The sequence below is a fragment of the Ktedonobacter robiniae genome (assembly GCF_016587375.1).
GTDB lineage: Bacteria > Chloroflexota > Ktedonobacteria > Ktedonobacterales > Ktedonobacteraceae > Ktedonobacter > Ktedonobacter robiniae.
The window spans coordinates 1,081,244-1,106,503 of sequence record NZ_BNJG01000003.1; the positions used below are offsets into that span (position 1 = coordinate 1,081,244).

The window sequence follows — 25,260 nt, forward strand, 5'->3', positions numbered from 1 at the left end:
GCGTTTTCCCGTCGTCAGTTGAAGAACGCGTCTTAGTACTTTCGAAGCTGAACGGAAGGACTCTCGCGCCTTCTCTTCATCTGAGTCGGGCCAAAGGATACCTGCCAATTGTGATTTTGATGCCTGCCTATGAGGTGCGCATAAGAGAAGTTTGAACAATTGACGCGCTGAGATACGACTATTCCATGCAAGGGGATAAACTGATGGGGTGAGCCATTCTACCTCAAAAGGCCCAAAGAGAAACACACGAATAGCAGGCATCGCCTGAAGCTGATCCTCTATGAAGCTCTTCTGATTCTTCTCGTCCTGCACTCTCTCTCTCCTCTGTTTTACGCAAAACCAGCCCCTTCTTCTACAATCCTATCTAGAAGGATTATAGCATGATTTTGTGCCTTTTATGAAAAAATGCCATACTATCCTGTCTCTGTCCCATTCCCGTCCCACTTGATCTGCTATGCTTTGTAAGCGAATCAGCGAAATAGTATCTAGTACATGGTCCACTCATTGTTTTTGGGCATGAAGGGAGGGAAGGAGGTCTATACCAACGAAAAAGATTTCATTCCTAAGAAATGTCTAAACACGTAGAGCTCAAATCTTTGATCAAAGACAGCAGCATGTTTGAGCATGGCGAAAGAAAGGATGTATGTATGCAGAACACATCAGACACGTTAAGGCGTTCTCGCTTCAAGCGCTTTGAGATTGTTCACGTCTCCCAGTTACCCGCCTCGGTCTCTCTTAATGAATGTAAGGAAACGTGTAAACTGCCAGCACCAACACCAGCCCCTGACACCTGCAAACTCGAATGCCACTCGGGATCACCATTCAAGGAAATGCGTGAGGATGCACCTCGACCCATCGTGTGTTAGCACCATGGCCGACACCTTGGCGAGGTAGCATGGTGAGAATAGGCAAGAGTCGGTGCAGCTTCTAAGTTTGATGTTATTGAGTGTTGTCTGTTTCGTGTCAGCGTAGATGTATCTTCTTACGGAGCGCCTTGTGGTCACATTGAGCTCAGGCCGCCCCGTAAGATCTTCACTTTGGCTGAGAAGGCTGATAGACACGAAGAAAAGGATATATACCATGCCTTTGACTATTTGTTTGATAGGAAAATATTTTCCGATCCAGGGGGGAGTAAGCAAAGATAACGTGTGGCTCTCGTATCATCTCGCAAAGGCAGGCTTTCATGTGCATGTTGTCACGAATGCAGAAGAAGTTGAGCCGCAGTATCGTAGCCTTCCCTGGTCTCCGCCCCCACTATTACCACCTGGCTGTACCGGAAGTATTACCGTTCATACCACTCAACTACAAGAGCGCCGGCATTATATCCCCTATGCAAATCCTTTTGTGTCTAAATTAGCATCTATCGCAACAGAGGTGGTTCGTACTCATCGCTGCGATCTCATCTATAGTTATTACCTCGAACCATATGCAGTAGCAGCTGCACTCGTCTCTCGCTGGACCAGAGTCCCCTACGGTGTGCGCCATGCTGGCAGTGATGTCGGAGCATTGTTACAGTCACCCGAATTACAAACGACGTACCAGGAGGTAGTACGAGGCGCTGACTACATTGTCGCAACTTCATCAACCTTCCGTCGTTTCCTGCACCTGGGAGTCCCCTTAGACCCACGGATTGCGCAACGAGTTGTAACTGGTAGCCCATCGGCGTAGAAATGTGGCTCCTTGAAGAGAACGATCACAACTGTTCTCAACAAGGAGGTCCAGGTATGACCAGTATCGCCGATGGTTCAGTGAAAATCCAGACCACTCCGGAGTCGAACCTCTCAACCCCATCGTGGTTTGGAGAAGTCGTGGTGATCAGCACGTATCTTCGCACGCAGGGTGTGTTCAAGAAGATCAACGAGCAGGTCCGCTTTGCGCGGAAGCGTTTTGGCCAGTATGAGGTGATTGACTTCCTCGCGGTGCTTTTCGGCTACGCGATCAGCGGAGAGCGCACGCTCGAGGAGTTCTACCAGCGACTCCAGCCGTTTGCCGTCCCGTTCATGGCCCTGTTTGATCGCGACCGGCTCCCCTCACGCTCAGCGCTCTCGCGTTTTTTAGCAGCGCTCACCCAGGCTCCGGTCGAAGCGCTGCGGACCCTCTTTCTCGATGATTTGCTCGCGCGTCCTCTGACCCCCGACAAGCAAACTGGAGGACTGGTGGATCGAAAGGGTGCCCCCTGGACCGTGTTCGATATCGACGGCACACGGGAAGCCGCCCGCCAACGTGCTTTACCCCAAACCGATGAGCTGCCCCCGCCCTTTCGCCGGTTGGATGAGGTCTGCGCACCTGGTTACCGGGGCCGCAAACGGGGGGAAACGGCCAGGACGAGGACCACGGTGTCGCAGGCGCACAGCTATCAGTGGGTAGGCACGTTTGGCAATCGCGGGAACGGACACTATCGCGAGGAACTGCGCAAGGGGCTTGCGGCCATTGGCCGGTATCTGGCGCCCCATCAACTCTCCCCAGAACGTACGCTGCTCAGGCTCGATGGGCTATATGGCAATGGGGCCGTGCTCGCCGAGGTGGCGGGGTTCGCGTTTGTGACCCGTGGGAAAGACTATCACCTGCTCGATCATCCGAGCGTCTCGGCCCGGTTGCATCTCCCACCTGATCAGATCCAGCAGCGTCCCGAAAGTCAGATGGAGCGCAGCCTCTACGATTGCCCAGAGATCCCGGTGGGATCTGATGGCGTCTCCTGCCGCGTGCTCGTCGCGACCCATCCGGCAGGCAAAAAGAAGAGTCCCATTGGGGTCACACGCGCAGGAGTGGTCTACGAACTCTTCTTCACCAACCTGCCCCAACAGGCGTTTACCGCCCGCGATGTGGTTGAGTTGTACCTGCATCGCGGCGCTTTTGAGCCCGTCCTCTCAGATGAAGACCAGGAGATCGATCCCGACCGGTGGTGCAGCCATTCGGCTTGGGGACAGGAATGCTGGCAACTGGTCTCCCAATGGGTGTGGAACCTGAGACTCGAACTGGGCCATCAGCTCACACCAGAGCCACTGCGTATGACCGAGTTTGCTCCTCCTCTCCCACCACCTCCACCACACGCAGCGCCTGCCTCTGGCTATGCTCCTCCAGAAGTGGGTTCGGCATGGAAGGCTGGTCGCTTTTCAGGCCAGGACTTTGCGCTCCAGCCCGATGGAACGGTGCGTTGCCCTGCTGGGAGCGCGCTCCTGCCGCATGAACAGCGCCGAGAAGCCGATGGGAGCCTGCGCGTGGTCTATGGGGCCAGCATTCGGAGTTGTCGTCCCTGTCCCTTGCGCGAGCAGTGCCAATGGAACGGCAGTACAACGGCCAAACCGCGCCAGGTCAGCGTTCTGCTTCATCCCCTGGTGGTGGGATCGGATCCGCTGCTTTGGCGGGACTGGAGCCGGCGACATCAACGGCAGGCGTGCTTGCACTTGCACCGCCAACGCCTGGACATCCAGATGGGGCCAGTTCTTCCTCCCACCCCAATCGTCTCCCCTCCGACGATCTCTCGGGCCCAGCGTGCTCATTACCGCTTGTCGTGGGATGAGCGGCTTGCACGCAATGCCCGCGAGGCTCAGGCTGGCCAGCTCACGTTCAAGCTGTTCGGTATCCCAGAGAGCTTTGCTATCTGGCTCGGTCTGATCGCGGTGTAGAGGGAACGCCAGCGGAGAAAGGTGGCTGATAGGCCCGGTTTCCACCTATCGATCCGGCCTTCTTTCTTTCCAGAACAGAGGCACGGAGCGCCTCCACATGCTTTCAGCTTGAAAAGGGTGCCCCGCCCCTTTCTGCTCTCTGATCCCAGAGCAATACATCCTTGAAGAATTCAGGAGTCGCCACCACAAAGTGAGCTTCGTATCCATCGTCTCCCATGTCCTCCGAGCAGTCAAGGATGTCGATCCAAGTGGTTTCCACTGGGAGATCATCAAGAGTGGTAATAGAGAGACGCTGCGTAAGCACATCTCGCTGTTGGTAGTACTGCTGCCAGGCACCTTCGTTCCGTCTCCCGCTCTCAAGCTCAGCAGCGATAAGCTGCCCAGAGATCTGAAACACAGCGCGAACGCTTTCATAAGCTGGAAACGGGACAAACGGGCCAATGACGATGCCCTGCCCAACATCCGCTTCTGGATGGGTGATTTTTGCGATTGCTTGGCCTTGATAGATGATCAGATACTCCATAACTCCCTCTGATGTCAGATGCAAGCGGGAAATCCTACTCGTTGAGCCAAATGAAGAGGATAGCTCTTCAACAGTATATCAGTAGTATATCATTTGGCTCAGTTGTGAGCGTACAGAGGACGTTGCTTCCTTCATATCCGACCGATTGATTTCCGCCTCAATGGGCTCGTCACACTCATTGCGCAATCCGTGGGTTAGAAAGACTCTATTTCCCGGTGGGCTCATGTCTTCCCGCTGAAATTTTTACACCAGAGGTTTCGCCGCTTGATATGCAAACGTTTCTTCCCTGGGTTCAAGATAATCTTCCCACAAATAGCTACTATGACGTGTTTCGCCGTTTTTTGGAGAAGCCATTTAACCCACACATCCCTACTATTGGAATCTATGGAAAAGCGGGAACGGTCAAAGGAACGTTTGACCTCGTGCAAGCATTGGGCTTACTCAAAAAACAACGTGTGCCTTTTCAGTTCCTCGCTCTCAATCAAGGAAGTGAGGCGACGCTGGCTGCGTTTGCCTCCTCCATCGAAGAACACGACCTCTCAGACGTGACCTGGCTTCTTCCCTTTCTTCCCCACTGGTCCGTGCCGCAGTTCATCCGATCCTGTCTTGTTGTTTGCTTTTTAGAACGGGACTTTCCCATCCCAATCCATACGCCCCTCATTCCACAAGAGGTTTTTGCCTGCGGAACCTGTCAGATTCTCTCCCATGAAATAGCTCAAAAGCAGACCTACCACGCGCGTCTTGAGCACGGTCGCAATGTGTATCTGGTTGGCCCACATGACCACCAGGATCTGGCTACCATCCTGAACACCGTTGTCTCTCATCCAGAGGCCAGTCGACACATAGGACGACAGGGATACGACGATATAGGCCGAGATCGAGGACAATTTGCAGCCGAGGTAGATGCCTGGGGAAACCTTTTTACGCGTATCCACAGCGAGGTCCAACAGAGGAGGAACTTGATGAGTATTGCCGAAATGCAGTCCTACCTGGCACAGCTCTACACGGATGACTCTTTACGGCGATTATTTTCTCTCGACCCAGATGTCTCTTTTGAGGGATATCTGTTGAGCGAGGAGGAAAAGCAGTCGCTGCGGGCAATCGATAGGAAATTGTTAGAGTACTTTGCAACTTCATTGAAAATGAAGCAACTAGAGCGTTTACGCTCGATCTACCCAGCGACCTTCACACTGCCACAATCGCTCCTGGAACGTCTCTTTGACCGCTTCTACCACCACTTTCCGGTCCACTCACATGACGAGACATTGATGCGGATTGACCAGTTTGGTGTGTTTTTTGAGCAGTCGCTCGCCATTGACGAACTTGCCCCATGTTATGCGAGCGATATTGTCCGCTATGAACGATTGCGTTACTACTATACCTATCAACCAACACTGGAGGATGCGTTTTCCGCGATCAACGCACCCTTAACGGTAGAGGGACCACCTTTCAAGAGAGACGCCTCTCTTGTTCTCCTACCAGGTGTCTATCGTGAAACCTTTTCCTATCCAGTCGTGGACCTTGTTGCTCCCCTGGTGCAACAACAGCCTCTGGACGACCACCTGATGCAACCTGGTCACTATCACCTGGTGTTTCAACGCGAGAGACATTCACTCACTATGAATGTTTTCACGCTGAACGAGGAAACAGCACTGTTATTAGATATCTGTCAGCAAAAAAAGAGCGTAGAGGATGTGATCCGAGAAGCTGAACAGCAATTAGGTGAAACTGACCTGGCCGATGATATTCTCGCTATGCTAGCATTGCTGCAAGAAAAGCATCTTGTGGGAGTACACGAATGATCAAAGGCGCTTTGGAAAAACAAGGTTCACACTCTCGGTTTCACCTTGAGCATGTTGGCAAAAATCAACAACAGGGTTTCATAGTCGATACAGGGTGCCAGCGCTGTCAGCAGTGCGCTTTATGGCGTCAGTTGGTGTCTGTCGACACGCGTACCAACCTTTCAAGCTCTCCCAGGACACAGGAGGAAAGGGATCACCAATGCAAGAAATAACCAATGATACAGCCGCTATCCCGGCGCTTGGGGTTGGAATTGGCTATCGTTCCGAACTGAGAGAGGGTATATTCTCCAACCGAGAGCATATTGATTTTCTGGAAATTATCACTGAGAACTATCTCTCGCACCCGGATGCCCATCGATCATTGGAAGAGTTGTGTGATCACTTCCCCGTCATTCCCCATGGCGTGGATTTGTCAATTGGGTCGATGATGCAGTTTGATAGAACATATCTCAAAGCCATCAAGCGCATTTCGGATATGACGAAGGCCCCTTACTATAGTGAACATCTGTGTATGACCAAAACACCAGGGAGATATATTGGTCATCTCGCGCCCCTGTGGTTCTCAGAGGATGTATTACAGCATAGTATCCGTCGTGTTCAGATGCTTCAGGAGTATCTAGAGAAGCCGCTTATCCTGGAGAATGTGACCTATATGCTAGAAATTCCCTCTAGTCCAATGGGCCAGACCGAATTCTTCCAACGGCTAGTTGAGGCAACAGGCTGCGGCATTTTGCTTGATGTCACCAATGTTTTTATCAATGCTGCTAATCATGGGTTTGATGCTCGAAAGTTTATAGAACAGATGCCACTCTCCCATCTGGTACAAGTCCATCTCGCTGGTGGATATCAGAGGGGTAGTTGGTACGTTGACGGACACAGCGAGCTTGTGCCACCCGATATTTTCCATCTTTTTGCATACCTGGTCTCACGCTGCCAGGTAAAAAGTGTCATCTTTGAGCACGATGCACATTTCCCTCCCATCGCTGATTTGCTCCAGCAGATCGATCAAGCACGCGCTATTGTACATCGACAACAGGGAAAGAAGATGCCAAACACACACGTTTCTTCAGAAATATTGACGGATGAGCACGCCAAGAGTAGGATACACGATATATGCAACAAAAGAGAGAGGAACAAAATCTAGATACGTATAGATGTGCTGTATCATACTGGCTAAATGCCGCATGAAAAGCGAATGTAGGCGCATATCTTCTACAAACAGCGAATAATAAGAGGAAGGTAAAAATCGTTTGAATCAGCCTATGACGAGTCTCCAGCTCAACCATTTTCTCATTGAGAGCGCTAATCATATGCATCCACAGCGATCTCAAAGCGAAGACTATGTTCTGGTCAATCATGAGAAAGGTCTGCTTGGGGTATTTGATTCAGTGGGAGGAAGAGATCAAAATCTCCTGGTTTCGCATCTTGCAGGCCAGACAATCTCATCCGCCTTTGACACTCTCCTTGAAACCGATAGTCAACTTGGGCCTACGGAAAGAGAAGCCGTCTTGCGGCAATTAATACAGCTTGCGGATACCGCTATTGCTTCACTCGCCCTTCCTCCAGAACAAAGAAGGCCCGCGACAACCATTGCACTTGGCATCCTCTCTGTTCTGAAATCGCAGGTCTTTTTCTCTTTGGCTTCTATTGGAGATAGCAGAATCTATCTGTTGCGAAACGGGCAACCCCTCCAACGACTCACGGAAGACCATGGATACTTCTCGTTCGCTATTGAGCAAGGCCGCTTGAGTGTAGACGAGAGCAGGCGTATTGAACAGGCCAGGAACGCACAAGATTTATCGTCATGTGACAAAGAGCATTTTGAAAAAAGAAATAAAATTACCTGTGCAGTAGGATGGTCTGACTTTACGTCGATTCCAACCCGTTCTCTTGCCCTTCTACCTGGAGATCGTGTTGTATTTTGTACGGATGGGATTCACGACAATCTAACTGATCAGGAAATAGAAGATATTCTGTTGGCTTCAACAAAGAATTCCGCGCAAAGGCTGGTATCTACCGCGTATCATCGCTCTCAACAACCTGATCTTCGCGCGAAGCCAGATGATATCAGCGTAATCCATGTGTTGTACCAACCACATTAACTATCCGTAGAGCGACATCATGTATGGCGGAAACACCGCTATTTGACATAAACTGACCTCCTCGGATAGCGTTCTCTAGTGTTAAGTTCGATTAGATTTTATAGAGGGATTTACAGGTACGTATCACGAGCAAGTCACGGTGGAGTACTCATCCAGCAAACAGCAAAAAGGTCTAGCGCGAACAGGTTACCCATTGCCTGAACGCATACGTTAGTCTTTGCTTTCTACAGTCGCTTCTTCTATTTTCTCCAGCATCTTCGTCCATGTAGGAAGTACTTGAATGTCAAGTATATGCTCCTCAAATGGATTAATTGGAACCTGTTTCGCTCCATACGCAAAAATAGTCATGCGCCCATACAAACTCATGGCAATATGTGCGTAATCGCACGCCAGCTTGCGAAAAAACGAATGACGTCTTCAGCATGATCATCGAAGAGAAAAATATATTCATCAGGGTCAGCAGCGTCATAGGCGGCAACATACTTGAAATGGTAATGATCGCAAATATAGACCTGCTCAGAGCATGGGAACCCATGGCGAGCAAGCCAGCTTTGCGTCAGGCCTTTGCTTTCCTGTTTCCGACAGGTTGCATAGATAACCTTACCTGCTTTCGCAAGTTGATTCACCACGCTTACTGCATCTCTTGTAGGAACCAAAGATTCTTGGACTCCTGGGTCATGCTGCGCTTCCTTGTAGGCATGTAGATAGCGTTCTTGATTACGAGGATTATTTTGAACGAAGGCCTGTACCGTAGGAAGTTGTGTGAAAGCCCAATAATTTTTGAGTTCTGCCAGGGTATCTTGAGAAAGGCCAAGTTCGAGATGCTCATTCAAATAGTAGCTATAACCATTAAATCCCTTGCCAAGGGTACCATCAATATCAAAGACATATAGCATTGATCCCCTCATCTCTTCCCACTTTTCTTTCTTTCATCATAGAGTGTCTTTCAGCTCGGTCCAATTGGAAGCAGATCGGATAGGAGTTCACACCTAGCTTGCCAATTGGGTAGTGGAATCACACGCAAGCCATGGGTACTCAGGTCATCGGGAAGTACATCTATTCCAAATGCAACCAAAGTCATTTGCTGCTGAAGGCCCAATACAGCCTTGTTATCAGGGTATCGAATCAAAAGTCGCTCGTACGCGGTTAAAACATCCTTCCATCTGTCGTCAAAAAAGACAATAGGAAGATTTCGAGCGTGTTTCCTAATGAGCAAAATTTTTTGTTGAAATGAAAAGGGAAAATACACCTCGCCAACAAAACCGTGTCTATTGAGCCATGCTCGTGTCACCGCCTCCATCTGCTGGGACAGGGCCTCCTGGCGGCTCTTGCGAATCGTATAGTACGTTACCTGAAATTGAGAGAGCATACCTTGCGCATAGGGGATAGGTATGCAGTCCTCTAACACTTGGAGACTTTGTTGTGACTCTTCATAAAACTGGATCAACAAGTCAGGGTTTGCTTTTTTCCAGGTACGAAACTTCTCCCCCCGAAACAGATCAGCATAAGTGCGCATCCCCTCTAATTCCTCTGGCGTCCATAGGCCCAGTTTCCCTTGCCAAAATACTTTGTAGGCCTCGACACGGTCAGCGATAGTTCCATCGACATCGCTGGCAACATACCACATACATCCTCCTGGTCGCTACGACTACAATATACTCACAAAAAACACACTTTTTATTCTCGGATAGTATCATAGGCAATAAAATAACGCAAAGCTTTTTTACCTTTTATCTAATACACTTTCCTTTAAAACATTATAAAGTAGATGAAGTTTTATTCTGCAATCTCCAATAGTAATAAGACCGCAACATCATATCTCAGGTATGACCTGGGTCATCATACCTAGCGCACAAGCATAGATATAGACATAAATAAGTGCAACAGACCCATCAAAGCGTCAAGCTAGCTCGTTCAAGCTCAAATGAATAGCATAAGCTGGCAATGCTTTTACAGCCTCCTGTAAGAAGCTGGGAACCAGGGGAAGAGCAGGAAGGGAATCAAGAGGTGTCCAGTAATACGTACTTTTGCCCTGTGTCCAGGAAACATCAAGAGGAAAAGGTTGATCAATTTGGAAGCCTTCGCAAAGAAAGTAACCACAAATCTCATGATATCGCCCCAGAGGCGTAGGGAAAAAATTCTCTACTGTCCACAGCAAACGCGTTCTCGGAAGCGTTACCTCAAATTCTTCACGCAATTCGCGTTGCAGTGCTTGCTCCATAGATTCCATCAACTGAACGCGACCACCAGGAAGAAAGCAAAAATTAAAACCTTCGACGTGCTGAACAAGGAGATGGTCCTGAGAAAGAATCACAGCCGCAACTCGAAAATTAAACCAATTCTGGCCTTCATGGAAGACAATATCTGTCATTTATGGCTCCTTGTCTCCTGGTATTCTGTGGAGACATCACAACTGGAGGTTTCTATAGCACTTCTATTCAGGGTCATTCCTCAGCTGCTGAAGATGTGAAATGCCAATGTTTATAGGAATGAGCCCAACCCCAAGCAGACAGCCCATGAGCCTGTACATACAAAGTAAGGTCATGTTCACACACAATACGTTGGCGTTCCTTCTGCGAATATTTATATCCACTCAGAACGTAGCGTGTCTCTCTAGTTTCAAGGATTGTGATATTGTGTATTGTTCCAGTCGCTGACTTTGCGGCAGTGAGAATCGGAGCAAGCTCCCAAGCTCGACAAATCTCTGAGAGCGAGTGCATCTCTTTTTCTTCTGAGGTCAAATGATACCACCTTTATCTATTGTGATAGGGATGCGAGCGTAAGGTATCGCTCTTGTAATTCTGTTGCCCACTCCTCGGTCTCTGAAAGAGGCATACGATTACATTCGTAACCTAACATATCCCGATAAAGTGTCATCGCCTCATCAGTAAAGACGACGGTTCCGTCTTCCTCGATGCCTTCAATGCCATCCAGGCGCAGTCCGGACTGGTTGATCAGGAGCGCTTTGTGCATATGTATCTGGCGAGGTAAGGCAATATCAATGCCCTGGGCATGGACAGCAACAGGATATCCTCCTGGTAGCCCACATGGACCAGGAGCATGCAATATCTCATGCGTATCTTTTACCATGCCATTAAACACTGCCATCGCTGATGCTGCCGTCATTAACAGCCCAGTATCCCCACCTGTACGCCGAAATGTCGTTAGCAATGCCTTAAACACTTGATCCACATCGACCTGAGGGGTGATGTCCTCTCCATTCCCCAAAAGAGTGATGTGGAAAGGCAGGCCCTTGATGCTAGCGCGAGACATTCTATAACTTACGGCACGAGCCATAATCAGACGCACATCCACTTGCTCAAGGGGCTGATTCACATATGAAGCTAGAGCCAGTTTTATGGCGGGAACATTGTTGGCAAGATCGCCAACGCCAGTTGTCGGAGCGAGTCCAACCTTCTGCAAAATAGGGTGAATCACATCGGGGTAAATGGCATTGAGCACAAGTGGCTTTGTCTCGCTGAGTTTTACCGCTTGCATCAGTTTATAGACCAGGGAGAGATGGAGCGGGAGGCGAGGACCCATCGGCGCACGCGCCAGTTGTGCGGCAAGTGATTGTGGCAGGTGTTGTGCGCCTCCTAAGCGTTGCCGCGTCGCGGCACAGACCACAATGGTTGGCTGGAACTGAGCTATCGTTTCCGCCACTTGCTCAATATTGTTGAGATCAAGAAACCTACATCCTACCTCTGGCGTATATCCTAATTGAAGCGCGCTCAAGAGAGAGAGGTTCACGCGTGGTTGAAGACGATCAGGCTGTCTTCCACCAACGAGGAACTGATGTTTTCCTGGGATACGCAGGAACAGATCCAGCATCAGGGACCCAAGATTCCCTAGTCCTACAAAAAGTATGCGATGGTTCACTCTGTCTCCTGAAGAAATGGATATTGCTCACCGATGTGTCTCAGCGACTTTTCATACTGCCAGGCCACTGGCACATCACGTTGAAAAATGGTAATGACTTCGTCTCGTCGTTTCTGGCTCTTGAGCGCAATTGCACCCGCCAGACCCTCTTTTAAACAGTGGACATAAGAGTCCAGATTCTTCGCGCCGATGGCTGCTCTGCCTTTGTGATTGAGAATCTCAAGCTGGTTCCGCTTTGGAACGTCATTTGGAGAAACAGCCGTGTGATAACCGTCAAAGGCTTGTAGTGCAAGCTTCGGTTCCTCTAAGTCGAGGTACGCGATACCCTGGTAGTATGCTAGCATATAGATGCCATGATCTGCCGAGAGGAAGTGCGGATCATCGTGTGGATTCTGAGGGAAGCAGGAATAGCCCATATCGATATACCTTTCCATTTCCTGTTTCCGTCCCTTGTGGGCAAAGGCAGCAGCGGCACCAGCATAAATGCGAGAGCGGATAAGTGGGGCTGCTTCTTGACAGAAGCCCAGCGCTTCAAGATAGGTTTGAAATGATTGCTCTGCTTGTTGATTGTATTTGTACGCCACAGCCAAGCCGTTGAGAGCTGCACAGATGATGCTCACATCGCCCGAAAACTTTGCATAGGTCGTTGCGTGACGACAAAGGGGAATCATGGCAGACACGTTGAGCTGATGGGCCTGAAGAATACTGCGAAGCACAAGCCCTTGAGCAGCAAGTCTGGCTGCTTCCTTATTTTTGGACGCTTTCAGAATCACCTCTGGTAAAAAACTGGAGAGCATGTACTCGGCCAAACCCCACTCACCAGCGTTACATAGCCCCCATCCATTTTCAATCAACTGCTGAAAATAGTGACCTTCCTCTTCTGTCAGAGACGGAGCGTTTTGTTGCCCTAGATGCTCCCACCAATCCAACGGAATGGTATTAGCACCTATGAGAGCAAGGAATCCTCCAAGAAGCTGGCGACGTGATGCGTCCATATACTGGAATGAACCTCCCTGGTGTATGGCTTCTGCAAACAGTTGCTGCACGTGTTCCTGTGATTGTTCCGGTCTATGTGACAGTGTTAATGAGAGCTGTGAGCGTGACGCGTCTGGCAATGATTGAGAAGGAACTCTTTCATATCCTGACTCCTTTTCAATCTCTTCTCTCACGCTCATCTGTCCCTGCTCTTTTAGAAACGTGATGCGTACCGTCTTCTTTGGAATATCTGCCATAAAGAGGTCAATGTGTTGCGCTGTTTTCTTGCCCTGGGCAAGCAATGAGCGCCTGGTTCGCTCATACAGTTGGAAGGCTTCATCGGGACATCCTCGCTGAACCAGGAGAACCAGGAGACGAAACAGAGCATCTTGATCAGTTGGAAAACGGACAAGATGTGCTTCTAAAATCTCTTCGGCGGAGGCTGATTGCCCTAAACGTAGGTGTGTGTCAGAGAGGTTTCTTACCATGCGGCAGCGTCCTAGCCACAACGCCTGGCGTCGCTTTTTGATCCACTGATATGTTGCCCATTGCTGTAACCGATCCTCAGCGAGCAGTTCCCCTCGTAAGAGATTTCTGGCTTGCTGCCAATACACTACTGCCTTCTGGGGATCTGGTGTATGCTCAGCGGATGAGACAAATAGTTCAAACGCGTCAATATCAGCCCATATATGGGACTGATCAGCAAGTTTTAAACGGTCTCGCTGTGAGGTATCAAGCAATCTCTCACCAGTAACCGTCGTAAGCACCTTTGCTAGTATCTTTGATGCTGAACGTAAAGACTCGCGTGCTCTATCTTCCGGACTCTCCGGCCAGAGTAGGCCAGCAAGCTGTGCTTTTGGAGCTTGTCGCCCAGGAGCGCAGAGGAGCAACTTGAACAACGAGCGTGCCGAGGTGCGGCTATTCCACGCGAGTGGTGCGATAGATGGAGTCAACCATTCCACCTCAAAAGAACCGAAGAGAAACACATGCACTATAGGATCATGTATTTCTGCTGTCTCATCCCTATCCTGCGCGCCAGTTGAAGCATGGAAGGTTATCTCTTCACGCATCTTGCCTCTCCTCTGTCTTGTCTATAAGTGGGCGTTCTTATCATCAATCCATTTAAAAAGCATTATAACATGGTTTGCACTACCTTAACGGAGCAAATTTGCGCTACCTTACTGCCCGTCCCATTGCTGTCCCACTTCTGTCCCAAATATGGCGTTTTCCCCTGCTATGCTGTCCCAATTTTGTCCTTCTCGGTTTGTTATGCTCATAAACACGAGTAAAACAAGCAGAAACAATCTCAGATAGCGCAAAACATATTTCCATCGTTGGGTTCCTATGTTGTTGCCTTGCTATCAAGAGGTGAGAAAGGATACAAGAGGAATGAATTTGTATAATCCACTGCAACATCGGCTTGGTGTGAAATCTCCTCAAGCTGAGGAGTTTCCCCCCGTCTTGCAACGTGTAGGAAATCAAGACATTGATGTTCATGCTCCATTTGTAACGACTGAGCGAGTGACCTACCAGGCCAATGAGGTGTGTAACCTTGCCTGCCCTGGCTGTTACATCGGGCAATGGCTAGAAAAGGATGGTCGCGTCTACGTTCAAAACGCACGAAAAGTCGTTCCCTTCGAGCGTGTCGTCGAACATCTGGAAGCTCTAGGAAGTGGATTGAAGGACCTCTTCTTATTGGGGGCAGAAGCAACCATGACCCCAGATCTTTCACGGAAGATTCTTTATCATGCATATGAGAAAGGTCTCTCGTTGATGAGTATCACCAATGGTGCTGCTCGCCCTGAAATCCTGGATCGAACGTTCCTTCTCGCTCTGAAAGAGCAGGCATTAGAGAAATTAATTATCAGCATCGACTCAATGGACGCTGCTCTCCATGACCGACTCCGAGGGAAGCAAGGGGCGTTACAAAGGACATTGGAGAGCCTGGATAAATATATTCAGAGTGGCTTTCCCATCAAAGTTCAAATGACTGTCTGGCCACAGAATTATGCAAGTATTCTGTCCAGCGTACAGAAACTCTACGAGGAGCATGGTGTGCGCCGATTCGCGTTTCACTGTGGTTCTTTAGAAGGTGTTCCTCCAGATCGAGACCTTTTTCATCTCCATCCCATTGCCTGGCGTGCGCTTGTTGAAATGCTCTACGCCTTTCGCGAAGTCTATAGTAAGGAGCAGGAAGCAATTACAGAATTTAATATCCCACTCATTGCTTTTACTGAGGAAGAAATGCGTCGCTTCGTCATTGGCGATGAGGAATTAGCTGATCAGTATTTCGCTCATGTGAATGCCATCGAACAAGGAAATCACAAGCCAATGCCGTTTATTGGTTGTCCTGCTGCTGGTAAAGCAAACGGCTACCCAAATCAAGTTTACCTGTTTGCCAATGATGGTCCAAATGGTGAAGGCGAGCTGTCCACCTGTATCGTTTTGAGCAATGCTCGGCCAGGCATGCATTATGCGCGTTACGTCCCGCAAACCCGAGCTTTTCAAGTGAACACTGATCCAGCCACATCACAAATGCAGGCGATCAAGGAATCTCCCTACTTTTGCCCAGCACTTGAAGGGGCAACTGGAGCAGGATCTGATAGGATACTCACAGAAAAGGGACCACTTTACTTTGCCTGCCGGTATTTAAGCACCAATCAAATCCCTTTTCTCTCGGGACAATTTACTCCCCAAGATTACTTTCGCTATGTGCGACTCTATCAAACACACATGCTCTCAATGATCCACAAGCGTCATGGAAGACAAGAAATAGATGGGGCCAACAAAGCCTTGTCTTCTTAAAGAGAGGGTCATTCATGAACATCTTGATTACCGGAAACCTTTTTTCCTCACGACACCATGATATGGTGAGACAACTTGGATATACTCTTCAATTGCCGGTTGACCCAGAGCTTTCCGAAAATACATTGCTTGAAGCTGTTGCTGATTGTGATGGATACATTGTTGCTGGCCATGAGCGAGTGACGGAGCGCGTTCTCAATGCGGCTGTGCGCTTGCGGGGCATCTCGTTTGTCGGCACTGGCTATCAACAGGCCATTGACATCGACGCAGCAACGAGACAAAACATTCCTGTAACCACTACTGCTGGTGCCAACGCGCGAGCGGTCGCCGAATTTACAGTGGGATTGCTTCTCAGTCTTGCCAAGCGATTCTCAACGTTGTGCCAATCTGTACATGACGGAAGTTGGAGGAGTCAGGAAAGCCTTCAGATGCAAGGAAAAACACTGGGAATCGTTGGCATGGGTATGATTGGTACCCAGGTGGCAATGATGGCAAAGAATGGATTCGGTATGCATATTCTCTATACCAGCCGTACGCGCAAATTGTTCCTAGAGAAGGAGAGTGGCATACAGTATGCTTCATTCGATGAAATACTCAGACAGTCCGATGTGCTGAGTCTTCATTTGCCCTCTACTTCAGGAACACGACATCTCCTTGGGGCAACTGAGTTGCAGCAGATGAAACCCGGTGCCATCATTTTGAATACGGCTCGCCCCTGGCATATTGACCCATTCGCATTGTACGACGCAATACAACAGCAACACATTGCAGCTATTGCGATGGATGGATACTACCAGGAACCACCCAATCTGAAGCAGGACCCATATCGCCTCCTGATGTGTCCAAATGTGATGATTACCCCTCATTCGGCCTATAGAACACATGAAGCAGTGGAACAGATGATAAGACAGAGTATTGAGAATATTCATTACCTTCTCTGTGGAGGGCAGATAGCTCCTCATTTTTTAGCAAACTCATACGTTCTGGCACGAAGATAATTGTCAGGAGCTCAGGTGTTATAATGTTTCATGATGTTCTTCTTTTTCTCCCTGCTGTTGCACTTGTATTACTCCTTTGATAGTGCAAAGATCATGAAGAAGAGGTGTTAGAAAAGACAGACCTTGCTTGGGCGTCGAGGGTTGTACAACTACCGTGAGCAGTGCTTGCCCATGCGTTGTCTCCGAATTGAGTGAGAGAATATTGAGTCGGGTCCTCGTCAAGAGATCTGCAACGTCTCGCAGGAGACCTGCACGGTCATTTGCGTGAATGCACAATGTGATACTTTTGGCGCCTGTTATAGCCTGTTCAGACTTGGCTTCCTTTGAACATTTCTGGTCGTCAATGGGCGTTTCTAGTTTCAGAGCATGTCGAATCTTGTTGCGGGCCGCCGCTGTATGCGCAAAGGAGAGCCATTCATGGTTGGGAGTCACATCTGGCTGGGAGAGAATATCAACAATATCCCCTTCTTTGAGCTCATAGTCCAGGGGAGCCAGGCGCGTCACAAGAAGGCCTTCCTGATTTCGTGTGGTGATGCGTGCTCCAGCACAATGATCGCCGATATCACTTCCCAAGCGATATGCCAAATCGAGCGGCGTGGCTCCGCGTGGTAAATCAATCACATTTCCTGCTGGGGTAAACACAAATACCTGCTTTTGAAACAGGTCATCTTGAAAGGCAGCGAGAAACTCGCCTGTGCTTTGAGGCAAGGCACGCTGCCACTGTCGTAACTGCTCCATCCAGTTGGTCATTTCACGATAAGATATCCACCAGCTCGCATAAGCACCTTGCTGAAGGCCAACCTTATGATACCGTTCACGCAGATACCAATAACTGGCTAATCCATAGTGCGCCAGGCGCAGCATGTCTCTCGTGTAAATATGGATCTCGACCAAGCTATTATGCGGGCCAAAGACCGTGGTATGCAGGGCCTGATAGCCATTGAGTTTGGGCGTGGCAATAAAGTCTTTGATGCCTCCATCTTTGGGGCGCCAGCAGGCGTGTAGCTGTCCCAATGCCAAGTAGCACTGGTCATCTGTTTCGACGATGATGTCAAGCGAGATGAGATCATGGATCTGGTGGAGCCAGTGCTCTGAACCATGTTGAAGAAGATGGGCAACTTTGCGTCGGATGCTAGCAAGATGTTTTTGCTGAGCCTGTATGGTGACAGCTATTCCAGTTTGAGAGAGACTGCTTTCTAAAAATTGTCCAATTTCATTCAAGCTGAGGAGTCGCCTTGGGACTTCTGCCGCCACCTCCTGTGCAAGTGTTGCATAGACTTCAGGCTCCAGGTACAGCAACGCCAGATCTTCTAGCTCAGCCAGAGCGAGCGACATCCCCAGGCGTCGAGCCAGAGGAATGTAAATTTCCCTCGTCTCACGAGCAGTCTTCTGTTGATGGGCGACAGACATCGCATCCAATGTCCGCATATTATGGAGTCGATCAGCAACTTTCAGCGCGATGACCCGAGGCTCTTGAGCCATCGCTGCAAACAGCTTGCGCACCGTTTCGGCATGCGCACGCTTCTTGTCAAATGATGGTCCCTGCGAGAGAACAGCAAACTTAGTGACCCCATCGACAATCGTAGCAACCGCCGGACCAAAGCGTGTCTGAAGCTCGTCCAGTGTCAGATTCGTGTCTTCAACCACGTCATGTAGCAAGGCCGCAATAATCCCGTCAGCGTCGATGCGCATTTCTGCCAGCAAGAGTGCCACCTGCACAGGATGAAGGATGTAAGGTTCGCCTGATTTGCGTAACGCTCCTTGATGAGCCTGATATGCCAGCGTATATGCATCCTGAATACGATCAAGATGTCGCTGCGTATGAATGTACTGATGTACTTCTTCCATGAGAGTTGCAATATCAGAAGATGAACTTTTTAATGCCTGCATATATCGCGGGCGCAACATCTCTGGCGTCAAGAGCATGGCTTTTTCTTCGCTGTTTCTTTCTGATTCTTGTCTTTAACAAAGAAGTGTTAATAAAGTAATTCTACATGAAAAGTCACAAGAATACATGGTCAACAGTAACAATAGCCTATAGTTGATACAGGCCACAAATCATTACTTTGCTGTTTTCTTAGCCTTGTTGTAGAAATACATCCTTACGCATATTCATATGGTATGGTATCTTTTCCTATACATACAGAGACGAGGAGCATGAAAAATGAATGCATTTCTGATAGGAGAGAAAGTTGTCCTGCGTTCTTTAGAACTCGAAGATCTAGAGCTGTTCTGGGCATGGTTTGCTGATCGTGAAGTCATCAGGTACTCAATGGGAACGTGGCTTCTTCCCTGGTCGAAAAAGGAGACGGAACAGTGGCTACACCAAACGCTTCAGGATAAAGCCACACTGACGCTTGGGGTCGTGAAAAAAGATGGAAGCCAGTTGATTGGATACGCAGGAATCACCTCAATAAGCCATATTAACCATTCTGGAGAATATTATATTTTGCTGGGGGAGAAAAGCAGTTGGGGGCAGGGATATGGAACAGCAGCCACACAACTCATTGTTGACTACGGCTTTGCCAGCTTGAATTTGCATCGCATTATGCTCACCGTTTCCTCACTGAATACAGGGGGAATAAAAGCATACACGAGGGCAGGGTTTCAGCAAGAAGGAAGATTACGCGATGCCTGTTATCGCGATGGAGCGTATCACGACAAGATCGTGATGTCCATCCTTCGCCCAGAGTGGGAAGCAAAAGGCTCGTAGCAATTTTCTCGCCACACGGAAGTTTGTTTGCTCATGAAAAATCCCAGAGGCCACTGGGTCAATGTCAGCCTATTTTTGTGATCATGAAAGCCCAAATAGGCTGTAGTTCCTGGCAGATAAAGCAGAGAGAGAACCAGGAAAACGAATGCTCTCAATCGCTTTCCTGGTTCGTTGTTATCAAAGTGAAAAAGATCAATTACGATGGGATCTGAAGAACAGCGCGTAATTCTGCAAGAATCTGGGCGGTGTCCTTGAAGTGAAGAGCATGAATTCCTAGCTCCTGTGCCGCCTCAACGTTGATTGGCTTATCATCCACAAAGACAGCCTCTTCTGGATTGACACCTAATCTTGCCAGCGTGCGCAAATAAATACGAGCATCTGGCTTCGAAATGCCTTCCTCCCCATCAAAAACCATCAGATCTACCATTTCGCCCAAGCGAAATTTGCGGTCCATCGCTTCACGCGAGCCACCATTACAGAGAGTTGCAATCTTATACAACGGACGCATCTGTACGAGAAACTGAAACAATGTTGTGTTTAGGGTCTCGTATGATGCCCAGAGATTGGAGATAGATACCCCACGACATTGATCTTCTTTGTATTTCTCCCAATCAATGTCAATCAAAACGCCTCCCAGATCAAAAATGAGAGCTCGAATAGCCATCAGAACACGCTTTCTTTCAGTCTGTATGCTTTTGTATCTGGAACTGGAGGGACGACATGATATTGTCCCTCTGCTCCTACATCGGCTGGACATTGATATTCTCTTCACCAAGAATGGTTGCTACCTGCTGATGAAGATGGGGCGTAAAATCAATGCTATTTTCGTGAGGAGTAAGGCGAACAGACCATTCCCCATTACAGACCTCAATTTCGTAGAGATCATGCCCTTTCTCAGCCTGATGCAAACAAGCATACAGGTCCTGCACCTTCATTTTGGCATCAGAGATGGCAACTTCATCGCCGCCCCAGGAATGCAACGTGAACCAGATCAGATGTCGCTGCCTGTTCATCTCCTTTTCTACCGCCTGAAGGGGCTCGATCTTGTTACAGAGAATATTCACCTCGTCACGTTGCTCTCGGTACTGAGTCTCACCAGTCAAGAGCACCACCTTGTCTTCCTCAATGTAGTCTTTCAAGATCTCATAATCACGAGGAAAGACGGTAATAGTGATACCACCTTGAACATCTTCGAGCGTAAAGCTGCACATCATATCGCCCTTTTTCGTGCTAAAAGCACGAATGTTGGTGATGACACCTCCCAGTGTCACGATTCCTTTTCCGACCTCAGCACCTTTTTCCAGCAATTCTGTCGTGCTATGAGTCACGCGACCATCAAAGAGGTGCGCCAGGTAGGTCAGGGGATGTGGCGAGATATACACACCAATCAACTCTTTCTCCCAGTCCAGGAGCTGCTTGCGCGAGATCTCTGTAGCCCCAGAAAGAGTAAAAGCAAGCGCTGCCGGGGCTGAGGCCAAGTCCTTAAAGAGACTAAAGACTTCTCGCTCTCGTGCCTGACGCTCTCGCTTGCCATAGGTAATTGCCGTTTCCACGGAGGCCAGAAGCCGATGGCGTTTCCCTTCACCTTCGAGGGAATCTAAAGCGCCTGCCTTGATGAGATTTTCAATCACGCCTTTGCCCACTGTGACACGAACGCAGAAATCGACGAGTGAGGTGAATAGCCCTCCCTCGGCTCGTGCACGCAGAATCTCTGTGATTGGCCCTTCACCGATGCCTTTGATGGCGAGCAACCCAAAGCGAATATTACCGTCTTCAACTGAGAAACCAAGTTCACTGGTGTTCACATCAGGCCCCAGTACGTTGACGCCCATTTTGTGAGCTTCGGCAATGAAGATGGCAATCTGCTTCGCATCACCGGCATCAGCCGTCAGAGCCGCTGCCATATATTCCGCTGGGTAATTGGCTTTGAGATAGGCAGTATAGTAGGCAACAACGCCATAACTTGCGGCATGTGCCTTATTAAAGCCATAGCCACCAAAAGGAAGGACTAAGGTGAAGAGCTTTTCCGCATCCGCTGCCTTCATGCCGTTATTGACACACCCCTGAATAAAATCACCTTTGTACCCCTCGACTTCATCCATTTTCTTTTTGCTGAGGGCCTTGCGGAACTTGTTGACTTTGCCCCAGGAGAAGCCTGCCAGGTTGTTGGCAATCTGAAGCACCTGGTCCTGGTAGACGATGACACCATACGATTCAGCAAGCCATTCTGCAAGGCGAGGATCAAGATAGGTGACCTTTTTGCGCCCGTTTTTGCAGGCGATAAACTCCGGAATGCTATCCATGGGGCCTGGACGATAGAGGGCCACCATCGCCATAATATCTTCAATACATGTCGGTTTCAGTTGTTTCAGATACTCACGCATCTTTGCCGACTCAAGCTGAAAAACCGCAATTGCATCACCACGCGAGAGCATGGAGAAGGTTTTCTCTCTCTTTTCACTCAAGTGAGAATCAGGCGTTGGATCAACCGGAATCTGTTCGAGAAGCAGTTCTTCCCCTTGCGTCCTGGCAACAAATCCGAGTGCCTCTCTCAGCACAGAGAGGTTCGCCAGCCCAAGGAAGTCATACTTGATGAGTCCTAGATTGTCTTCGAGCCACTTATGTTCATACCCACACACCAGAGGAGTCGTGGGATCTTTCGGATCTTTGCGCGAAAGAGGCACAATCTCGTTGAGCGGCCTGGCCGAGAGCAGCACACCTGCCGCATGAACACCAGTCGAGCGATTGAGGCCCTCCAACTGGCGCGCAAATTCAATGATTTCACGTACCTCTGTGTTTTGCGTATAGAGCGACTGGAGTTCAGCAACTTCATCAAGCGAGCTCTGAAGAGTTACTTTTGGCCCTGTTGGGATCAGACGCGTAATGCGTTCTCCAAGCTCCGTTTTCCCCAAAGCACGGGCTACATCTTTGACCGATCCTTTGGCTGCCAGCGTGTTAAAGGTAACCATCTGAGCTGTCTTTTCCAGCCCATAGCGCTGCATAGTATAGTTAATAACCTCTTCACGCCTGGAATCAGGGTAGTCCATATCGATGTCGGGCATATCGTTGCGCTCAGGATTCATAAAGCGCTCAAAGAGAAGGTTGTAGCGCAAGGGATCGACATTGGTAATTCCCAGACAATATGCAATCACACTACCCGCAGCCGATCCCCTGGCCAAGCAGGTAATGCCATGGTCACGAGCATAGTTGGTGATATCCTGCTGAATAAGAAAATAGCTGGCAAAGCCTTTCTGCTTGATAATGCTAAACTCATAGTCAATCTGCTCTTGCACACGCGTACTGACGTCCCCAAAGCGCCACGTTGCGCCTTTTTGGCAGAGATCATAGAGGTAGTCGTCGGGCGAGGAAAAACCAGTGGGAATATCGAAGATGGGCAAACCGGCCTTCTTTGCGGTAGGATCAATCTGGCAGCGCTCGGCAAGTGTCACTGTATTACGCAACACCTCAGGGATATCAGGATAGAGAAGGGCCATCTCCTGGGGCGATTTCAAAAAATATTCATCAGAGTCAAAGCGGAAGCGATCAGGGTCATCATAGCGATTATTCATCTGAATGCAGAGGAAAAGATCATGGGCTTTCGCTTGCTCTTTATTGACATAATGGAGGTCATTGGTAATGATACTTGGCACATGCATCTCTCGGTAGATCTGATAGAGACCAGTATTGCATGCATCTTGTGGCGATCCTTTGCCATAGTGTTGTTGGAACTCCAAATAAAAATTTTCAGGACCAAAGGTATCTTGATACCAACGAACCGCCCGTTGAGCAGCCTCCATATCCTGCTTCTCTACCAAGAGTTCCGGAATCTCACCACCCAGGCAGGACGACGTGGCAATCAGCCCCTCGGCATGGGTCTGGAGCATCTTCTTATCAATACGCGGTTTACCATAGTAGAGGCCCTGCGTAAATCCCAGAGTGGTAAGTTTCATCAGGTTTTCGTACCCGACCTGCGTACGAGCAAGCAAAACGAGATGCCAGTAGGCATTGTTCTTTTTGGGTTTGTAGTTGACATCTTCAACCAGGTAGGCTTCCATGCCAATGATAGGATGGATTCCTTGCTTCTGACACTCCAGATAAAATTCCATCGCACCATACATGGCACCATGGTCAGTAATCGCCAGATGTTCCATGCCAAACGCCTTGGCTTGCTTGACAAGAGTTGGGATACGACTGAGACCATCAAGCAAGGAATATTCGGTATGGACATGTAAGTGCGCAAATTCACTCGACATCATGCAATTTCTCTCTTCTGCAAATACTTATTGGCATTATAACAAATGCTGTTTTTGCTTTTAGAAAGCTATTTTTGAGAGAAACAGAGGAAATAGAGCGTGTGGAGCAAGTCAAAACAGAGAGTAAGAGAGACTAGATGCTCTCTGTTCTTTTACCAGAATTGCCTAGCTGTCCCACTCCCGTCCCACTTTTGTCCTAAAAAGCATGGTACACTAAGGGAAGAAAACACGTAAAAAGCCTGGATAGGTTGCAGAATGCAGGAAGAAAGGGTTGTGAGGTGTCAAGACACAGCAAAAAACCTTTTGGATATGCAATCCTCTTGGGCGCGTTTCTCTCGCTCTTGAAAGAATCTGCTGCGTCTATCATCAGCGACTTCCTGCCTCTTATCGTTCACAAACGCCAAGAAAGGAACACGACCCTCCCAATGAGACAGCAAAAAACAGCCCACTACCGCCAGCAGCTTGTGGAAACCATTGAGACCTCACTGAACCATCCGCTTTCCCCTCATGTTTGCAATGCCTTCCTCGCCATTCCACGTGAGCAATTTGCTCAGCACTACTACCGACAACGAGGCAACAGACTCGAATGGGACCTCATTCCCGAACCCACACTTGAAGAAATCTACCAGGATCACTATCTGGTGACCAGAATTGATGAGCGTAAGAGACCAAGCAGCTCAAGTTCACAACCTTCCATTATGGCCGCTCAATTGGAGGCGCTCGCACTAACACCAGGACAACAGGTTTTGGAAATTGGCTCAGGAACAGGATATAATGCAGCCCTTCTGGCTCACATAGTTGGGCCAACAGGAAGAGTAGTCAGCGTTGATATCACTGAGGATCTGGCACTGCGTGCTGCGGGTCGACTCAGAAAGTCTGGTATTCTCAATGTACAGACATATACAGTTGATGGCTACGAGGGGTACGCTCCATCTGCTCCTTATGACCGACTGTTAGCCACCTGTGGTGTGACGACCATTCCCCCGTTATGGCTACCGCAACTTCGAGAGGAGGGTATCCTGATCGCCAATGTACTTCTCCCCCTGGCAAGTATCTTTGTACGTATTGAGAAGGCCGGAAATATTGGTATTGGAACGCTCCTTCCCATCAGAGCTGGCTACATGCCACTCACTGGCCCCAATAGTGGTCCTCTCGTCCCCAGATTTCATTGGAAAGATTTATCAACTTTGCCCAGGCAAACACTTCAGCTTGAGGAGGATATTGAAACACTCTTGAAGAGGTCAAACGGATTTGCTGTTCTGCTCCACTGTTTCTGTCCCACCCTCACGAAAGCCTATTTTCGCCCTTCCAATCAGCCAGAACAGGCCTATGCCCTCTACTTGATCTCACAACCACGGCAGGAAAGCATTGTCTGTGTTCAGAAAGATTGTCTTACCTTCTATGGACAAACAGAACCCATAGCAAGTGCTATCGAGACCTGCCTCCAAACCTATCATGACCTGGGCGATCCACAGGTGGAAGATTATACCCTTTCACTTCGTGAGACACGTATGGTGCTTCACCACAACGAGCGGGAGTTCCCATTCCCACAGCACACGAGCACTCATCTTCTTTCTTGAAGGC

At 49.0% G+C, this 25,260-nt stretch carries 18 protein-coding genes; 9 read left to right on the forward strand and 9 right to left on the reverse strand.

All coding sequences use genetic code 11. The annotated features are described in order from the left end of the window. The first annotated feature begins 1,080 nt into the window (after nt 1-1,080). Together JMJ04_RS37335 and JMJ04_RS37340 are read left to right on the forward strand one after the other, a co-directional pair. Nucleotides 1,081-1,668: a glycosyltransferase gene (locus tag JMJ04_RS37335; protein WP_201375438.1), complete on the forward strand. Its 588-nt coding sequence runs from the start codon at nt 1,081-1,083 to the stop codon at nt 1,666-1,668. 56 nt (nt 1,669-1,724) lie between these two features. Continuing rightward, the gene (locus JMJ04_RS37340; protein WP_201370539.1) at nt 1,725-3,626 is read left to right on the forward strand and encodes a hypothetical protein; all 1,902 of its coding nucleotides are present in this window, start codon (nt 1,725-1,727) and stop codon (nt 3,624-3,626) included. A 103-nt stretch (nt 3,627-3,729) separates the two neighbouring features. Here the strand turns inward: JMJ04_RS37340 and JMJ04_RS37345 are convergent, their stop codons facing one another. Then, a complete protein-coding gene (locus JMJ04_RS37345) occupies nt 3,730-4,173 on the reverse strand; it encodes a hypothetical protein (RefSeq protein ID WP_201370538.1) in 444 nt (147 codons plus the stop codon). Nucleotides 4,174-4,418: 245 nt separating this feature from the next. Here JMJ04_RS37345 and JMJ04_RS37350 point away from each other — a divergent pair, with 245 nt between their 5' ends. The 3 genes from JMJ04_RS37350 (at nt 4,419) to JMJ04_RS37360 (ending at nt 8,053) form a co-directional block, all read left to right on the forward strand. After that, nucleotides 4,419-5,951: a PqqD family peptide modification chaperone gene (locus JMJ04_RS37350; protein WP_201375439.1), complete on the forward strand. Its 1,533-nt coding sequence runs from the start codon at nt 4,419-4,421 to the stop codon at nt 5,949-5,951. Nucleotides 5,952-6,150: 199 nt separating this feature from the next. Beyond that, the gene (locus JMJ04_RS37355) at nt 6,151-7,095 is read left to right on the forward strand and encodes an MbnB/TglH/ChrH family RiPP precursor modification enzyme (RefSeq protein WP_201375440.1); all 945 of its coding nucleotides are present in this window, start codon (nt 6,151-6,153) and stop codon (nt 7,093-7,095) included. 106 nt (nt 7,096-7,201) lie between these two features. Continuing rightward, nucleotides 7,202-8,053, forward strand: coding sequence for a PP2C family protein-serine/threonine phosphatase (locus tag JMJ04_RS37360; protein ID WP_236038862.1), 852 nt, complete (start codon nt 7,202-7,204; stop codon nt 8,051-8,053). Nucleotides 8,054-8,415: 362 nt separating this feature from the next. Here the strand turns inward: JMJ04_RS37360 and JMJ04_RS37365 are convergent, their stop codons facing one another. The 5 genes from JMJ04_RS37365 to JMJ04_RS37385 form a co-directional block, all read right to left on the reverse strand. After that, the gene (locus tag JMJ04_RS37365) at nt 8,416-8,949 is read right to left on the reverse strand and encodes an HAD hydrolase-like protein (RefSeq protein WP_201375441.1); all 534 of its coding nucleotides are present in this window, start codon (nt 8,947-8,949) and stop codon (nt 8,416-8,418) included. A 50-nt stretch (nt 8,950-8,999) separates the two neighbouring features. Next, nucleotides 9,000-9,680: a hypothetical protein gene (locus JMJ04_RS37370; RefSeq protein WP_201375442.1), complete on the reverse strand. Its 681-nt coding sequence runs from the start codon at nt 9,678-9,680 to the stop codon at nt 9,000-9,002. A 273-nt stretch (nt 9,681-9,953) separates the two neighbouring features. Then, nucleotides 9,954-10,424 (reverse strand): NUDIX hydrolase, encoded by a 471-nt coding sequence (locus JMJ04_RS37375; RefSeq protein WP_201375443.1) that lies wholly within the window; start codon nt 10,422-10,424, stop codon nt 9,954-9,956. 386 nt (nt 10,425-10,810) lie between these two features. Next, complete coding sequence (locus tag JMJ04_RS37380) at nt 10,811-11,932, reverse strand: hypothetical protein (protein ID WP_201375444.1); 1,122 nt, start codon at nt 11,930-11,932, stop codon at nt 10,811-10,813. Next, the gene (locus JMJ04_RS37385) at nt 11,929-13,977 is read right to left on the reverse strand and encodes an AfsR/SARP family transcriptional regulator (RefSeq protein WP_201375445.1); all 2,049 of its coding nucleotides are present in this window, start codon (nt 13,975-13,977) and stop codon (nt 11,929-11,931) included. Before JMJ04_RS37385 ends, JMJ04_RS37380 begins: the two co-directional genes overlap by 4 nt. Before the next feature lie 319 nt (nt 13,978-14,296). On the opposite strand from JMJ04_RS37385, the gene JMJ04_RS37390 reads away from it, so the two are divergent. Together JMJ04_RS37390 and JMJ04_RS37395 are read left to right on the forward strand one after the other, a co-directional pair. Beyond that, nucleotides 14,297-15,712: a radical SAM protein gene (locus JMJ04_RS37390; protein WP_201375446.1), complete on the forward strand. Its 1,416-nt coding sequence runs from the start codon at nt 14,297-14,299 to the stop codon at nt 15,710-15,712. A 14-nt stretch (nt 15,713-15,726) separates the two neighbouring features. Continuing rightward, nucleotides 15,727-16,710, forward strand: coding sequence for an NAD(P)-dependent oxidoreductase (locus JMJ04_RS37395; protein ID WP_201375447.1), 984 nt, complete (start codon nt 15,727-15,729; stop codon nt 16,708-16,710). A gap of 18 nt (nt 16,711-16,728) precedes the next feature. On the opposite strand, the gene JMJ04_RS37400 is transcribed toward JMJ04_RS37395, so the two are convergent. Continuing rightward, complete coding sequence (locus tag JMJ04_RS37400) at nt 16,729-18,558, reverse strand: bifunctional (p)ppGpp synthetase/guanosine-3',5'-bis(diphosphate) 3'-pyrophosphohydrolase (RefSeq protein WP_201375448.1); 1,830 nt, start codon at nt 18,556-18,558, stop codon at nt 16,729-16,731. A gap of 316 nt (nt 18,559-18,874) precedes the next feature. Between JMJ04_RS37400 and JMJ04_RS37405 the strand changes: the two genes are divergently transcribed. Beyond that, complete coding sequence (locus JMJ04_RS37405) at nt 18,875-19,423, forward strand: GNAT family N-acetyltransferase (protein ID WP_201375449.1); 549 nt, start codon at nt 18,875-18,877, stop codon at nt 19,421-19,423. A 196-nt stretch (nt 19,424-19,619) separates the two neighbouring features. Here the strand turns inward: JMJ04_RS37405 and JMJ04_RS37410 are convergent, their stop codons facing one another. Together JMJ04_RS37410 and dnaE are read right to left on the reverse strand one after the other, a co-directional pair. Then, nucleotides 19,620-20,048, reverse strand: a complete 429-nt coding sequence (locus tag JMJ04_RS37410) for an HAD-IA family hydrolase (protein ID WP_201375450.1) — start codon at nt 20,046-20,048, stop codon at nt 19,620-19,622. Between the two features lie 115 nt (nt 20,049-20,163). Then, complete coding sequence (gene dnaE / locus JMJ04_RS37415) at nt 20,164-23,679, reverse strand: DNA polymerase III subunit alpha (protein ID WP_236038865.1); 3,516 nt, start codon at nt 23,677-23,679, stop codon at nt 20,164-20,166. 422 nt (nt 23,680-24,101) lie between these two features. Here dnaE and JMJ04_RS37420 point away from each other — a divergent pair, with 422 nt between their 5' ends. Beyond that, nucleotides 24,102-25,256, forward strand: coding sequence for a protein-L-isoaspartate O-methyltransferase family protein (locus JMJ04_RS37420; protein WP_201375451.1), 1,155 nt, complete (start codon nt 24,102-24,104; stop codon nt 25,254-25,256). Nucleotides 25,257-25,260: the final 4 nt, after the last annotated feature.

Bases quoted from the DNA above. Each gene is read 5' to 3' on its own strand.
- JMJ04_RS37390 (WP_201375446.1), top strand. From the start codon at position 14,297: ATGAATTTGTATAATCCACTGCAACATCGGCTTGGTGTGAAATCTCCT.
- JMJ04_RS37385 (WP_201375445.1), bottom strand. From the start codon at position 13,977: ATGCGTGAAGAGATAACCTTCCATGCTTCAACTGGCGCGCAGGATAGG.
- JMJ04_RS37340 (WP_201370539.1), top strand. From the start codon at position 1,725: ATGACCAGTATCGCCGATGGTTCAGTGAAAATCCAGACCACTCCGGAG.
- JMJ04_RS37400 (WP_201375448.1), bottom strand. From the start codon at position 18,558: ATGGAAGAAGTACATCAGTACATTCATACGCAGCGACATCTTGATCGT.
- JMJ04_RS37350 (WP_201375439.1), top strand. From the start codon at position 4,419: ATGCAAACGTTTCTTCCCTGGGTTCAAGATAATCTTCCCACAAATAGC.
- JMJ04_RS37405 (WP_201375449.1), top strand. From the start codon at position 18,875: ATGAATGCATTTCTGATAGGAGAGAAAGTTGTCCTGCGTTCTTTAGAA.
- JMJ04_RS37365 (WP_201375441.1), bottom strand. From the start codon at position 8,949: ATGCTATATGTCTTTGATATTGATGGTACCCTTGGCAAGGGATTTAAT.
- dnaE (WP_236038865.1), bottom strand. From the start codon at position 23,679: ATGATGTCGAGTGAATTTGCGCACTTACATGTCCATACCGAATATTCC.
- JMJ04_RS37355 (WP_201375440.1), top strand. From the start codon at position 6,151: ATGCAAGAAATAACCAATGATACAGCCGCTATCCCGGCGCTTGGGGTT.
- JMJ04_RS37370 (WP_201375442.1), bottom strand. From the start codon at position 9,680: ATGTGGTATGTTGCCAGCGATGTCGATGGAACTATCGCTGACCGTGTC.
- JMJ04_RS37420 (WP_201375451.1), top strand. From the start codon at position 24,102: ATGAGACAGCAAAAAACAGCCCACTACCGCCAGCAGCTTGTGGAAACC.
- JMJ04_RS37335 (WP_201375438.1), top strand. From the start codon at position 1,081: ATGCCTTTGACTATTTGTTTGATAGGAAAATATTTTCCGATCCAGGGG.
- JMJ04_RS37395 (WP_201375447.1), top strand. From the start codon at position 15,727: ATGAACATCTTGATTACCGGAAACCTTTTTTCCTCACGACACCATGAT.
- JMJ04_RS37375 (WP_201375443.1), bottom strand. From the start codon at position 10,424: ATGACAGATATTGTCTTCCATGAAGGCCAGAATTGGTTTAATTTTCGA.